The following is a 13,334-nucleotide window of genomic DNA, read 5'->3' on the forward strand; positions in this document are numbered from 1 at the left end:
GTGTCTGAGCGGAGTCGAAGACACCTTAATAAAATTAGATAGTGTGATTTCGACTCCGCTCAATCACCCAAATAAAACAACTAAAAAATGAAATACGATGTAATAGTGATTGGTAGTGGTCCTGGAGGATACGTAACTGCCATTAGAGCTTCTCAATTAGGATTCAAAACTGCAGTAGTTGAAAAGGAAAACTTAGGAGGTGTATGTTTGAACTGGGGATGTATTCCAACCAAAGCTTTGTTAAAAAGTGCTCAGGTATATGACTACTTAAAGCATGTAGATGAATACGGTTTAAAAGCAGAAGCTATTGATAAAGATTTTGAAGCTGTTATTAAAAGAAGTCGTGGTGTTGCTGAAGGAATGAGCAAAGGTGTTCAGTTCTTAATGAAGAAGAACAAGATCGACATTATTGAAGGTTTTGGAAAAATTAAAACCGGAAAGAAAGTTGATGTTACTGCCGCTGATGGAAAAGTAACTGAATACAGTGCAGATCATATCATTATTGCAACAGGAGCTCGCTCTAGAGAATTACCAAACTTACCACAAGATGGTAAGAAAGTAATTGGTTATAGAGAAGCAATGAGCTTACCAAAGCAACCAAAATCTATGATCGTAGTTGGTTCCGGAGCTATTGGAGTTGAGTTTGCTCACTTCTACAACTCTATGGGAACCGAAGTAACAATTGTAGAGTACTTACCAAACTTGGTTCCATTAGAAGACAAAGATGTATCAAAACAATTTGAGCGTTCTTTCAAGAAATCAGGAATCAAAGTAATGACAAATTCTTCTGTTGAATCTGTAGACACTTCAGGAAAAGGAGTAAAAGCTACCGTAAAAACTAAAAAAGGAGAAGAAGTTTTAGAGGCTGATATCGTATTGTCTGCTGTTGGAATTAAAACCAATATTGAAAACATCGGATTGGAAGATGTTGGAATTATTGTAGACAGAGATAAGATCTTAGTAAACGATTGGTACCAAACCAACATTCCGGGTTACTACGCTATTGGAGATGTAGTTCCAGGTCAGGCTTTAGCACACGTTGCTTCTGCTGAAGGAATTACTTGTGTTGAAAAGATTGCAGGATTGCATACCGAAGCTATCGACTACGGAAACATTCCTGGATGTACCTATGCAACTCCAGAGATTGCTTCAGTTGGATTGACAGAAGCGCAAGCAAAAGAACAAGGATACGAATTGAAAGTTGGAAAATTCCCATTCTCTGCTTCAGGAAAAGCAAAAGCTGCAGGAACTCCTGAAGGATTTGTAAAAGTGATCTTTGATGCAAAATACGGTGAGTGGTTAGGATGCCACATGATTGGAGCCGGAGTAACAGACATGATCGCAGAAGCTGTTTTAGGAAGAAAATTAGAGACTACAGGGCATGAAGTATTAAAAGCAGTTCACCCACACCCAACTATGAGTGAGGCGGTAATGGAAGCTGTTGCAGATGCTTATGATGAAGTGATTCACCTGTAAATCATATTGAATATCATAAAAAAACCGAAGCATTAAGCTTCGGTTTTTTTATTAGAACCTGAATCCAATTCCTAATCGGAATCCTTTGATATTATTTATATCAGGATGAACATTTTTGGTAAATCGATGTGTGTATCTCAAACTCAAAAACCATTTCTCAGACAGGTCGTATTCTACACCTAAATGCGCTCCAAAATTAATTGGATTTTCTATTTTTCTATCAAAGAAATTAAGATTTCTTCTATTGTATAGATAGTTTACTTGAACTCCTGTAAGTACTCTGAATCTATCCGTAATTTCGTATTTTAAAGATATCGGTAACTCAAACATATTGAAGTTTTCACTCTGTATTCGAGAGTATAAAATTTCTGCCTGTAAGCGAAATTTTCCTTTTAAAGATCTTTCTACAAACAGCCCTCCGTAAAGGTTTGTAGGTTCTTGGTTCCGATACCCATTTAACGTGTGGAAATTGGAGTTTAACCCGGCTGTAATTCCAAATGTTGTCTTCTTTTTTTGAGTCAATTTTTTCTCTTGACTGAATCCTGATATCGATATCAATACCAAGAAACTAGCGATAATTAATCTTTTCATTGTGATTTTTATTTAATTGATTGCCTCTAAACTAGGCCATTAGAGTCTTAAAAAGAGATAACAAAAACACAACAAACAGCTAATTATCAGTTAATTATTCCTAAACACTTAAGAAACCTTTAATATTTCTTTAAGTATTGGCATCATATTTGTGCTTAACAAAACTTTAACGAAAACTTCCAACCATGATTCTAAGTTTACTAAAAAGCAAGATTGTGGGGAGAATTGCTAACTAAGAAAAGGTTATACACACTTTTTGAACCGGGGACTCCAATCTTCGGTTTTTTTTATCTTTGAATATGGCCAAATCTAATCTCAGACAAATAGAACCTGTTCTTCCTTCCCAAAATATCAAAAGAGATATTGAATGGTATGAGAAACATACAGGCTTTACCTTGGCTTTTGGAGATGATATGTATGCCGGATTAAAAAGAGAGCATTTGTACATTCACCTGCAATGGCATGCAGATAATGAGCAAGATCCATTACTAGGCGGTTCGGTAATCAAAATATTTGTGGAAGATATTGAGCCTATCTATAAAGAGTTTGTTGAAAGAGGAACCATCCAACCAGAAAAATTACGAATGAATACTCCTTGGGGAACCCACGAATTCGGTTTTTTCGACTTGAATAAGAATGCTATTTTTATTGTTCAGGATATTTAAAATTGCCAAGCAACAATTCTAGTTACTTTATTTCCCTGATGCATTGGAATTACTTTAAAAGCCTTGGCTTCTAATTTTTGAGCAGACTTCTGTAGACTTTCTACGTTTTCTTTTTTAGACACCAATGACGTAAACCATTTGCTTTGTTTAGGATACAAAGAACTCTCGTACAAATAATTGTGTAAGAAAGCTTTCTCTCCTCCTGTATACCAAAGCTCATTGTTATTTCCTGCAAAGTTTCTCACAGCATTGTTTCCCAGATTTCTCGATTTCCTGGCATTCGCACCTCTAGCTTCTGCTTCCGATTTATAGAAAGGTGGATTGCACATGGTTGCAGAAAACTGATCTTTTTCTTGAAGAATGTTCTTCAAAATATGTTGCTTATCGGATTGAAATCGAAGCTCAATCTGATCGTTTAATTGGTTTTTATCTATAATCTTCTGTGCAGCTACCAAAGAAGTAGTGTCTACATCTGTTCCGGTAAACTTCCATCCATAGGAAGCATTTCCTAACAACGGATAAATACAAGTGGCTCCTGTTCCAATATCTAAAATTTTTATCTCACTTTGATTTCCTGAAGCATTGATGAGATCAGCTAAATGATGAATATAATCTACACGCCCAGGAATTGGCGGACAAAGGTTTTCATCCGGAAAATCCCAAAAATCGATTTGATAATGAGACTTCAGCAAGCTTTTATTCAACTCTTTTACTGCTTTAGGGTCAGAAAAGTTAACGGACAGGTTTCCATACTTGTTTTTCGAAACAAAAGACTGTAGGGCTTGATTTTGCTTTACCAATAATGGAAAATCATACCCGGATTTGTGCTTATTTTTAGGATGTAATCCCGATTTAGAATTCATTAGAGTTCTAAAATAGTAAATTCTAATTGCAGTGGTTCAAGAGCTTCTTTAAGTGCTTTTACAAAGCCTGAACCATATTCTAAATAGTATTCAGAAAAATTACGCTGACGTTCTTCCAAAGCTTGATTAGGCAACAATTGATCTTGTAAATCCGTAATTCTATTTACCAAATCTGCATGCTTTCTTTTTTCAGCTCTCAACAAACGCTTTTGCAAGTTTTCTAAACCTTTCATTTGCTTTTTATGTTGCGCATTCACGGCTCCTACAAAAGAAACATCTGTTTGTTCTGCTACACGTTGCAAAGCTGCAAATTGTTGTTCTAATAAGGTTTGTGCATCTTGAAAACTAAATTGAATATCTGAATTCTCTCGTACTTTTTTTGCTAGCAATTCGTGTTGCTTCATAAAAACCTCTTCGTAAGAAATACTCAAGTTTTGCAATTTCTTCCCTTGCTTTTCAGATACAACTTGTACTGAGTTTCTCAATAAAAGAATTGGAAATGGAATGTCTACCTTTTCAAAGTAGCTTTTCAACTCTAACCAATAAGCCAACTCACCTCCTCCTCCAATATAACAGAGGTTTGGTAAAATGACTTCCTGGTACAGGGGCCTCATGATCACATTTGGGCTAAAACGTTCCGGGTGACTCTCTAATTCCTCTAAGATCTCTTCTTCAGAAAAAGTAATCTCAGTATCATTTACAATGTACTTCCCGTCTTCAAAAATGATTCGTTCACGTAAGGTATCTGTCAGATAAAACTGATTGATCTCACGTGGATTCACTTGAACTTTATATTCTTTGCCAAACTCCTCTATTGTTTCAGAAACCGCTTTAAAAGAAGTTTGATTCAGCAATTCATCTTTTACAATCGGAGCAAACAATCGCTTTAAATCTGCATTATCAGCATCAATAACTACCAATCCGTACTCCTTAAATAATTCGTTGGCAATATATCTCGTAGCTCCGGCAAGATTATCGTGCTCTACATAGGCTTTTTGAAATAGCTCTTTTAAATAGATGGCATTTCTTGAACCTCCTAAGTGCTGTGAAAATACAGCCAAGACCTCATCCAATCCATCAGTATCAAATCTTCCTACTGCTCCACCGTCAGGTCTATTCCAACTTACCTTTGTTCCTCTAAAATTGAAATAATTGATCTCATCAAAATCGTGATCTTCTGTAGCCATCCAATAGATAGGCACAAAATGCTGTTTTGGAAATTTCTTAGACAGCTCTTCACATAAATTGATGGTTGATATGATCTTATATAAAAAATACAAAGGGCCAGTAAATAAATTTAATTGATGACCCGTAGTTATGGTAAATGTATTTTCGTCTTTTAAAGAACTAATGTTAATTTCTGTTACTTCTGATATATCAACATTCGCATATTGATCTTTTAAGACTTCCACTAAAACTTCTCTGGAAGCTAATGAAATAGCTGTTTTTTTCTCTTTTATTTGTTTTGAGAAACCATCTATGTCTGGGAAATTATGATAGTATGCTTGAATGCTTTCATTCTTTTCTAAATAATCACGCATGGTTTTAGAAAAGAAGCCGGTTTGTTGAAATGGTATATGCGTAACTTTCATCTAATTCTTTCTTTGAAATAATGCATAAACGTAAGGTCTTTCACCTCCATACGGGTTTACAAATGTATAATCAAAACTCTCTTGAAGTGTAAACTCACTCCCTAAGTTGTCTTGTAACATTTGTACGTTGTATCGCTGTAAAGGCAATCCGCAACATTTCTCAGCACCATCCAATGCAAAAACAGCAATTAGAACAAATCCGTTGTGTTTAACTACTTTTCGAACCAGATCAAAATAAGCTTTCTGCTCTTCTTCTTTTAGGAAAAAGTGAAGCACAGCTCTATCATTCCAAAGATCTACACCTTCTAGTGTATTTAATTTTTCAGGCTTGATCAGATCATCAACAATAAAATTAACTAGGTCTGACTTCTCTCCCAATCGTTCTTCTAAATCTTGTAATGATTTTGCTGAAAGGTCATTAGCAATCTGATTTGTGTACCCTTCTTCAACCATGTCGTCAATCAGTGTTGAAGAACCTGCTCCTACATGTAAGATGCTAGCGTCTTTAGGTAATTGAGTTTTGGAAATTAACTCTAAAGTTTGAGTCGATTTTTCTTCGTACCATCCAAGCTTTTCGGTTGGATTCTTAGTATATGCCTTGTCCCAATGTTCGGTATAATTGACTTTAGAAACTTGACATTCGCTTTCGTTTGTAGTCATAGTTCAAAAATACGATTTTTTGGTACTTAGACGAAAGGGTCATTTCATTCTAACAAACATTTAACTACCTTCAAAAATATTCAGTACATTTGAGTCTTTTCAAAATAACTTACATGAAATTCAGACTTCTTTTTTTATTTGCATTTACAGTGTCAACACTGATATCTGCGCAAAGTATTCAATCGCCCGAAGAATTTTTGGGTTACAAGCCGGGAGAGCGTTTTACACGCCATCACAAAGTAATTGAGTATTTCAACTATGTGAGCGATCAATTAAACAATGTCGAACTGGAAAAATACGGTGAGACCAACGAAAAAAGACCGCTATATGTTGCCTATGTTTCTTCTCAAAAGAACATGGACAATCTAGAACAGATTAGAAGAAAAAACCTGGGACAAACCGGAATCATGCCTTCTAATGGAGAAAGTGACATTGCTATTGTTTGGTTAAGCTACAATGTACACGGTAATGAGGCTTCCAGTACAGAAGCTGCTATGCAAACATTGTACGAGCTTGTTACCAGTAAAAAAAGTTATTTAGAAAACACATTGGTGATTATCGATCCTTGCATCAATCCTGATGGTAGAGATCGTTATGTAAACTGGTTCAATCAAGTAAGCAGCTCACCTTATAACAAAGATCCGAATGCGAAAGAACACAAGGAGCCATGGCCAAGCGGAAGACCAAATCATTATTTATTTGACCTAAACAGAGATTGGGCTTGGGCTACTCAAGTAGAGTCTCAACAACGTTTGAGCGTATACAATAAGTGGTTGCCTCATATTCATGTTGATTTCCACGAGCAATACAAGAACAATCCATACTACTTTGCTCCTGCTGCTGAGCCTTTTCACGAGATCATCTCTGATTGGCAACGTGACTTCCAAACTCAGATCGGTAAAAACCATGCGAAGTATTTTGATAAAAACGGATGGTTGTATTTTACCAAAGAGAGTTTTGATCTATTATACCCAAGTTATGGAGATACCTACCCAACTTATATGGGGGCTATTGGTATGACATACGAGCAAGCCGGACACGGAATGTCTGGATTGGGGATAGAAACTGACCATGGGTATGAATTGACTTTAATAGACAGAGTAAAACATCATACAACAACAGGATTATCTACGGTAGAGATCTCTTCTAAAAATGCTAAGAAGTTAAACGAAGAGTTCAAGAAATTTTTCGACAACAGAAAGCTTGCTTATAAAAGTTATGTTTTGAAAAATGAAAACCAAGACAAGACACAACGATTAATAGATCTGTTAGACAAGCACGAAATTGCTTACGAATACACGAAAAAAGGACAAGTAAGAGGATACAATTACCAAACTCAGAAAGAATCAAGAATGAATGTTTCTGATAATGATCTTGTTGTACATACAGATCAACCGAAAGGAAAAATGGTAAAAGTATTGTTTGAGCCTAATGCAAAGTTGGCCGATTCTTTAACTTATGATATTACAGCATGGTCTATTCCTTATGCTCACGGATTTAAAGCAATGGCTTCTAAAGCTAAAGTTCCTTCTGCAAAAGGTGTAAACACAAGTGTTATTGTAAATACTCCTAGCAGAAATTCATACGCCTATTTAGCAAAGTGGAATAGCTTAGAAGACGGTACCTTCTTAGCACAAATGTTAGATGCCGGAATTCGCGTTCGTTTTGCTGAAGGTGATTTTAGTACTGAAGGTAACAGCTACAAGAAAGGGACTTTGATTGTTCTTAGACATGACAATCGTCAGAAAGATTTTGATGAAAAAATAATTACAATTGCTAATAAGTACGGAAGAAAATTAACTGCTGTAAATACTGGTTTTGTAAACTCAGGAAAAGATTTTGGATCTTCAAGTGTAAGTCCGATCAACAGACAGAAAATTGCTGTTCTATCCGGGCAAGGAACTTCATCTTTAAGTTTTGGTGAGATCTGGCATTTCTTCGAAACGCAATTGAAATATCCTTTAACAGTTTTAGATACTGATTATTTTGGTGGTGTAGATTTAGATAATTATGATGTGTTGATCATTCCGAATGGTTATTACGGAAGAGTATTAAACAAAAGCGGATTAGACAAAGTAAAGAGCTTTGCTCAAAATGGAGGAACTGTAATTGCTATTGGAAATGCATTGAGAAGTTTTGCAAATCAAAAAGGGTTTGCTTTAAAAACAAAGAAATCGAAAAGTAAGGAAGCTCCTAAAGCCAACCTGACTCCGTATGCGGATCAAGAAAGAGCTGGAGCTGATTATTTGATCACAGGTGCTGTATTTAAGAGTAAAGTAGACGAAACACATCCTTTGGCTTTTGGATATGGAGACGAATACTTCTCTTTAAAGTTAGGAAGCAGTTCTTATGACTATTTACAAAGCGGTGGAAATGTAGCTTACTTTACCAAAGACGCTACCAATGTATCTGGTTTTGCCGGAAGAAAAGCAGCAAAGAATATTCCTGAGTCTTTATTGATTGGTGAGGAAAGAAAAGGAGGAGGAAGCATTATTTATTTTGTAGACAATGTATTGTTCAGATCATTCTGGGATAATGGGAAACTATTCTTTGTGAATGCTCTTTTCTTAAGAAATTCAAGTGAAATAAAGAGGTAATTGACACCTCCCTAAGTCCCTCCTCAAGGAGGGATTTTTTTGTTATAATGCCTTCATAGGCTTTAAAATTGAAAATTGTAATGAAAGAAAACATCTCTGTATCAAAAGCAATAAATAGAGGTCAACTGATGATTAACTTACCTGTTTTCATTAGTATGCTTGGGGTTCCTGGATTAGCGCTATTTTTATCAAATAAAGGTATAATTCCAAGCTGGGGAATTGGTATAGGTTTTTTAATTGGGATTCTTTTAGCTTGGCTAATTTGGAGCTTTTTAATTACTAAATGGAAAGTTTGGGCATTTGAAAATGTAAGAAATGTTCATGAATTAAAAAGAAAAGCGATCAGAGATAAGCTTATCTGGCCTGATGACAGCATATTTAACAAAACTGAAATCTGGTCTTTTTCTGATAAAGAAAAATGGAACCGTCTTCAAAGAAAATTCAATAATGAAGACGTACTCAAAGAAGATCAATCTATACCTCCAAAGACTGAAATATTTTACTCAAAATTCAATTTTATTGAAATGGCAATAATGCTTGTAGCAGCTGGTTTTGGGGTTTATTTAATCATCAATGATCAATTAGTATATGGAGTCATCGCAACAGTTTTAGGAGGGTATCTTGCATATAAAGAATACTTACAGGCAACAAATTCTGAAGTGCAAATCTATATAGATAGCAAAGGCATGAGAACTATCAATACAGATTTTAAAAGCTGGTCAGAAATTCGTGATGAACAAGTTATTTTTCGTCAATCAGGAAAGCATAGAAGAGCATATTTATCTTACGAGTTTGATCATGGTTTTGAAGAATTATTAATCGACAATTATAATACCACTCCAAAAAAACTAGAATCTCTTATGCAAACCTATAAGGCACGCTATAAGAAATCTAAACGGTTTTAGTTATTTTTATAAGAACAATGTCTACATCTTACCCAGAAATACAAGCTTTAGAAAAACTTTGTCAAGACCATAGAGTTCACATACAGGTTTTAGACAAACAGGCTCCTTTTAAAGCCTTAGAACACGTTTGGGTAGATTTTACGATTAATAGAGAAACATTCACTTTGATAGTTGATGATGAGTACAAAGATTTTCAGATTGACAATCCTTCACTTCATTTGTGCTTAGTTTTACGCGAATTGGAAACTTACCATGAAGAGGAAGATATTCTAGAATGGACCAAGCATAAATATTTGGATGCCGGAAATTCGAAGGTTTTAGCGTATTACAGAAGCCTATCGGAAATCTATACTCGAATAGAAGGTCTTTTAGGGAAAATCAACTCACATATCTCCTATTTTGATTTTGAGCTCAATGCCGGAGCTGCTCAAGAATTACGTCGAAAAAAATAACTATGATACTTTCTATTATCCTTTCCCTTATATTTCTAGTTCTTTCATTAATTCATTTCAATTGGGCTTTAGGAGGCTCCTATGGGTTTGAAGTATCTCTTCCAACAAAGGTAAATGGAGAACGTATTTTAAATCCTAAAAAGATCGATAGTGCAATTGTAGGTTTAGGCTTGTTAAGCTTTTCCCTCTTTTATTTTTTTAATTCTCAACTCGTTTCTTATTCGTTACCTGACTGGATCACTACCTATGCTTCATGGATTATCCCTATCATTTTTACAGTAAGAGCTATTGGCGATTTTAAATATGTAGGTTTTTTCAAGAGTGTTAAATCCACCAAATTTGGAAAAGTAGATACACGCTTCTTTTCTCCATTATGTTTAAGCATAGGATTGACGGGTATTCTTATCGCAGTGGCTTAACTTCCTATCATTTTTATTTTCTCATCTGTTTTTTTCTTTTTAGATTTAACAAAATCAAAAAGTTACGTCCTCTCCTTAGTAACAAATGATTGCTATTGATTTGACTTTTATTTAACGAAGTAAATGGAAAAATTATTAGAAGGACTCATTTCTACTCCCGTAATTGTAGTTGCCGTTATTGGGGTTTTAGGAAACTGGCTGGTCTATCAGCTTAACAAGAGAAAAGAAATTGCGCAAAGAGAACAACAGTTCCTTTTGGAAAACCTGAAGGGTTTTTGGGAAAAACAAAGTAATTTATATTCTGAAGCGCTAAAAGTCTCTTCTGTCTTGGTATTCACAGAAGATATTGCATCTGATGAATTCACTTCTAATTACAAGCGATTTTGGGAGCTTTATTGGTCTGAGTTGCCTACTTGCGAAAGCTATGAAGTTGAATTGGCTATGGTTAAGATAGGTGAAAAAATAAAACAAAAAGCATCGGGAAAAGCTGTTAAGGAAATGGGCAAAGAATTATACGGCCTATCAACAGCCATCAGAGATTCTTCTCTTTTATTGGAATACTCAGAAGTCTTAAGAGCTCGAATTAAAAAAGATGTAAGAAAAAGAGTTGATCGATAATTCTTATTTAGGAAGCAAATCACAATACCAAAAACTGGTATCATAATTCTTTTGTTCTTCTTTGGATTGATGGCAGTTGTCCGAATCATCATCGTGTAAGGTATAAGAACGTAGCACCTTCTCTCCTATTTCAAATTCTACAGGTTTTGAGAAGATTGGGCCGTCAAAAACAAAGGTGTGGAATTCGCCATTCTCACCACATACATCCACTGTATCCGGTAGATCATTGATAAATTGCTCATCAATAATTCTTCCTACAAATTCTTCTCCTAAGAGCTTTGCATTTACACAAACTGTAATTGCTTTAAATCCTAATGCTAAAAATTCTTTTAGTAGAGCTCTCGTATCTTGTTTCCAAAGAGGATAGACTCCTTGCAAGTTTACCTCTGCCAGTTTTGTATCTCTATAAGCTTTTAGATCTTCTAAAAAGATATCTCCGAAAACAGAATAGTCGTAACCTTTCTGTTTAAATTTAGTAAGCTCCTCATGCATCTTTTGGTTGTACAATTCCATGGTTACATCTGCAGGGAAATACAATTTTTGTAAAGGCAGTCCAATATTTTCTGCTTGAGCATCCAACAGGTTTTCATGCAAACCGTGCATAGACACACGAGAATACTCCTGGTTTATATTGGTAAGCAAGGTACCAATCTCGTATTCTTTTTGCTGTAGTGTTTTATAGAGTGCTAAAGCTGAGTCTTTACCTGAGCTCCAGTTGAAATACGCTTTTTTCATGATTTTACAGGTGTTCCGTATAAGTCAAAATCTCCGGCTTCATGGATCTTTACATCAACAAACTCACCTATCTTGATATAATGCTCTCTGGCATCTACCAACACATCATTATCTACATCAGGCGAATCAAATTCTGTACGCCCATAGAAATAGTTCCCTTCTTTTCTGTCAAACAAACAACGATAGGTATTTCCTATTTTTTCTTGATTGATCTCCCAAGATATTTGCGACTGAATTTCCATGATTTCGTTTACACGACGAAACTTTACATCTGCAGGTACATCATCTTCCAAAACATAAGCTCCGGTATTTTCTTCATGAGAGTATTCAAAGGCTCCTAAACGCTCAAAACGCATTTCTTCTACCCAATCTTTCAATTCTTGGAAATGCTCTTCTGTCTCTCCGGGATATCCTACAATCAAAGTCGTACGAATAGCCATATCTGGAACTGCTTCTCTAAACTTATGGATTAAAGCCGTAGTCTTTTCATGTGTTGTACCACGCTTCATCGACTTCAGTAACTCGGTATTGATATGTTGTAAAGGAATATCTAAATAATTACAAACTTTAGGCTCGTTCTTCATCACCTCCAAAACATCCATTGGAAATCCTGCCGGGAAAGCATAATGCAATCGAATCCACTCGATACCTTCTACTTTTACCAATTCTTTTAATAGATCGGCTAAGGCTCTTTTCTTGTAAATATCCAACCCATAATAGGTAAGATCCTGTGCTATCAACATCAACTCTTTGATTCCTTTTTCAGCTAGTTTTGTAGCTTCTGTAACAATCTCTTCAATAGGTGTTGATTTATGTTTTCCACGCATCAACGGAATGGCGCAGAAAGAGCAAGGTCGGTCACATCCTTCGGCAATCTTTAAATAGGCATAATGTTTAGGCGTAGTAGTTAAACGTTCTCCTATCAACTCGTGTTTATAGTCTGCTTCTAAAACCTTTAACAAGTTAGGGAGGTCGTGCGTACCGAAATATTGATCTACATCTGTAATTTCTTTTTCCAAATCCGGCTTGTAGCGTTCACTTAAACATCCGGTTACAAAAACCTTGTCTACATCTCCCGCTTCCTTCTTTCCAACATAATGTAAGATCGTATCTACAGATTCTTCTTTAGCTTTTCCAATAAAACCACAGGTGTTGATCACCACAATGTTTCCTTCATCATTTTCATCTTCATGAACTACCTCTTTTCCGTTGGCTTTTAGCTGCCCCATCAATACTTCAGAATCATAGATGTTTTTGGAACACCCTAAGGTAACAACATTGATCTTATTTTTCTTTACAGATTTTGTACGCATAGTATATTAGTTGAAAGGAGTAAGGAGAAAGATTAATCCAAACTTCCTTTCAGTTTTTTAATATATGTATTTAATATTTTTGACACTTCTGAAAGTTGCTCTTGCAATCTTTCTGTTATTGAAAAGTTTAAATCTTGAATCAAGATTAAAAAATATCTTGTTTCTTCCAAAGAACCATTTGCTATATATAAAAAATGTAGCTTTTCTTTTATACTTCTCCTACCATAACCTTCTACAATATTGGCAGGAACAGAAACACTGCTTCTTTGAATCTGATTAATTAATCCAAACTTTTCTGAATTAGGCAAATTAGAGGTCATCTTATAAACTTCTAAAACCAACTCATGTGCTTTTCTCCAAAGCACTAAATTTTTAAACCCTTTCATAGCTCTCTTTTTCTTTTTTACTTACTCTTTTCTCTTTTTCTTATTGGGCGACAAAAATAAAG

The 13,334-nt window shown here is 35.3% G+C and carries 14 protein-coding genes; 7 read left to right on the top strand and 7 right to left on the bottom strand.

Going from position 1 to position 13,334, the window contains the following annotated elements:
- The first annotated feature begins 87 nt into the window (after nucleotides 1-87).
- Nucleotides 88-1,476, top strand: coding sequence for a dihydrolipoyl dehydrogenase (gene lpdA / locus ACFSRZ_RS00460; protein WP_379664544.1), 1,389 nt, complete (start codon nucleotides 88-90; stop codon nucleotides 1,474-1,476).
- Nucleotides 1,477-1,527: 51 nt separating this feature from the next.
- On the opposite strand, the gene ACFSRZ_RS00465 is transcribed toward lpdA, so the two are convergent.
- On the bottom strand, nucleotides 1,528-2,067 hold the full coding sequence (locus tag ACFSRZ_RS00465) for an outer membrane beta-barrel protein (protein WP_379664545.1): 540 nt from the start codon (nucleotides 2,065-2,067) through the stop codon (nucleotides 1,528-1,530).
- A 299-nt stretch (nucleotides 2,068-2,366) separates the two neighbouring features.
- Between ACFSRZ_RS00465 and ACFSRZ_RS00470 the strand changes: the two genes are divergently transcribed.
- Entirely contained in the window at nucleotides 2,367-2,732 is a 366-nt protein-coding gene (locus ACFSRZ_RS00470; RefSeq protein ID WP_379664546.1) for a glyoxalase/bleomycin resistance/extradiol dioxygenase family protein, read from the top strand.
- Here the strand turns inward: ACFSRZ_RS00470 and rlmF are convergent.
- Genes rlmF through ACFSRZ_RS00485 form a run of 3 tightly spaced genes read right to left on the bottom strand, consistent with a single transcriptional unit; the run spans nucleotide 2,729 to nucleotide 5,847 of the window.
- Entirely contained in the window at nucleotides 2,729-3,595 is an 867-nt protein-coding gene (rlmF, locus tag ACFSRZ_RS00475; RefSeq protein WP_379664547.1) for a 23S rRNA (adenine(1618)-N(6))-methyltransferase RlmF, read from the bottom strand. The two genes, ACFSRZ_RS00470 and rlmF, sit on opposite strands and share 4 nt — an antisense overlap.
- Nucleotides 3,595-5,187, bottom strand: a complete 1,593-nt coding sequence (gene bshC / locus ACFSRZ_RS00480; RefSeq protein ID WP_379664548.1) for a bacillithiol biosynthesis cysteine-adding enzyme BshC — start codon at nucleotides 5,185-5,187, stop codon at nucleotides 3,595-3,597. Before bshC ends, rlmF begins: the two co-directional genes overlap by 1 nt.
- Complete coding sequence (locus tag ACFSRZ_RS00485) at nucleotides 5,188-5,847, bottom strand: methyltransferase domain-containing protein (protein ID WP_379664549.1); 660 nt, start codon at nucleotides 5,845-5,847, stop codon at nucleotides 5,188-5,190.
- A gap of 113 nt (nucleotides 5,848-5,960) precedes the next feature.
- On the opposite strand from ACFSRZ_RS00485, the gene ACFSRZ_RS00490 reads away from it, so the two are divergent.
- From ACFSRZ_RS00490 to ACFSRZ_RS00510, 5 genes are all read left to right on the top strand, one after another.
- Nucleotides 5,961-8,444 (top strand): M14 family metallopeptidase, encoded by a 2,484-nt coding sequence (locus ACFSRZ_RS00490; RefSeq protein ID WP_379664550.1) that lies wholly within the window; start codon nucleotides 5,961-5,963, stop codon nucleotides 8,442-8,444.
- Nucleotides 8,445-8,524: 80 nt separating this feature from the next.
- Nucleotides 8,525-9,349, top strand: a complete 825-nt coding sequence (locus ACFSRZ_RS00495) for a hypothetical protein (protein ID WP_379664551.1) — start codon at nucleotides 8,525-8,527, stop codon at nucleotides 9,347-9,349.
- A 17-nt stretch (nucleotides 9,350-9,366) separates the two neighbouring features.
- Nucleotides 9,367-9,801 (top strand): hypothetical protein, encoded by a 435-nt coding sequence (locus ACFSRZ_RS00500; RefSeq protein ID WP_379664552.1) that lies wholly within the window; start codon nucleotides 9,367-9,369, stop codon nucleotides 9,799-9,801.
- Nucleotides 9,802-9,803: 2 nt separating this feature from the next.
- Nucleotides 9,804-10,220, top strand: coding sequence for a DUF3995 domain-containing protein (locus ACFSRZ_RS00505; RefSeq protein ID WP_379664553.1), 417 nt, complete (start codon nucleotides 9,804-9,806; stop codon nucleotides 10,218-10,220).
- 123 nt (nucleotides 10,221-10,343) lie between these two features.
- Nucleotides 10,344-10,838 carry a hypothetical protein gene (locus ACFSRZ_RS00510; protein ID WP_379664554.1) on the top strand — a complete coding sequence of 165 codons (495 nt, stop codon included), beginning with the start codon at nucleotides 10,344-10,346 and terminating at the stop codon, nucleotides 10,836-10,838.
- 3 nt (nucleotides 10,839-10,841) lie between these two features.
- On the opposite strand, the gene ACFSRZ_RS00515 is transcribed toward ACFSRZ_RS00510, so the two are convergent.
- From ACFSRZ_RS00515 to ACFSRZ_RS00525, 3 genes are read right to left on the bottom strand one after another with little or no spacing between them, the layout of a single operon-like run.
- Complete coding sequence (locus tag ACFSRZ_RS00515; RefSeq protein WP_379664555.1) at nucleotides 10,842-11,573, bottom strand: Dph6-related ATP pyrophosphatase; 732 nt, start codon at nucleotides 11,571-11,573, stop codon at nucleotides 10,842-10,844.
- A complete protein-coding gene (gene rimO, locus ACFSRZ_RS00520) occupies nucleotides 11,570-12,886 on the bottom strand; it encodes a 30S ribosomal protein S12 methylthiotransferase RimO (RefSeq protein WP_379664556.1) in 1,317 nt (438 codons plus the stop codon). The genes ACFSRZ_RS00515 and rimO overlap by 4 nt, the downstream gene beginning before the upstream one ends.
- 32 nt (nucleotides 12,887-12,918) lie before the next feature.
- Nucleotides 12,919-13,272, bottom strand: coding sequence for a four helix bundle protein (locus tag ACFSRZ_RS00525; RefSeq protein ID WP_379664557.1), 354 nt, complete (start codon nucleotides 13,270-13,272; stop codon nucleotides 12,919-12,921).
- Between the last annotated feature and the right edge of the window lie 62 nt (nucleotides 13,273-13,334).

Origin of the sequence: Pseudotenacibaculum haliotis (assembly GCF_042684245.1) — a bacterium.
In the GTDB taxonomy this organism is placed as follows: Bacteria; Bacteroidota; Bacteroidia; order Flavobacteriales; family Flavobacteriaceae; genus Polaribacter; species Polaribacter haliotis_A.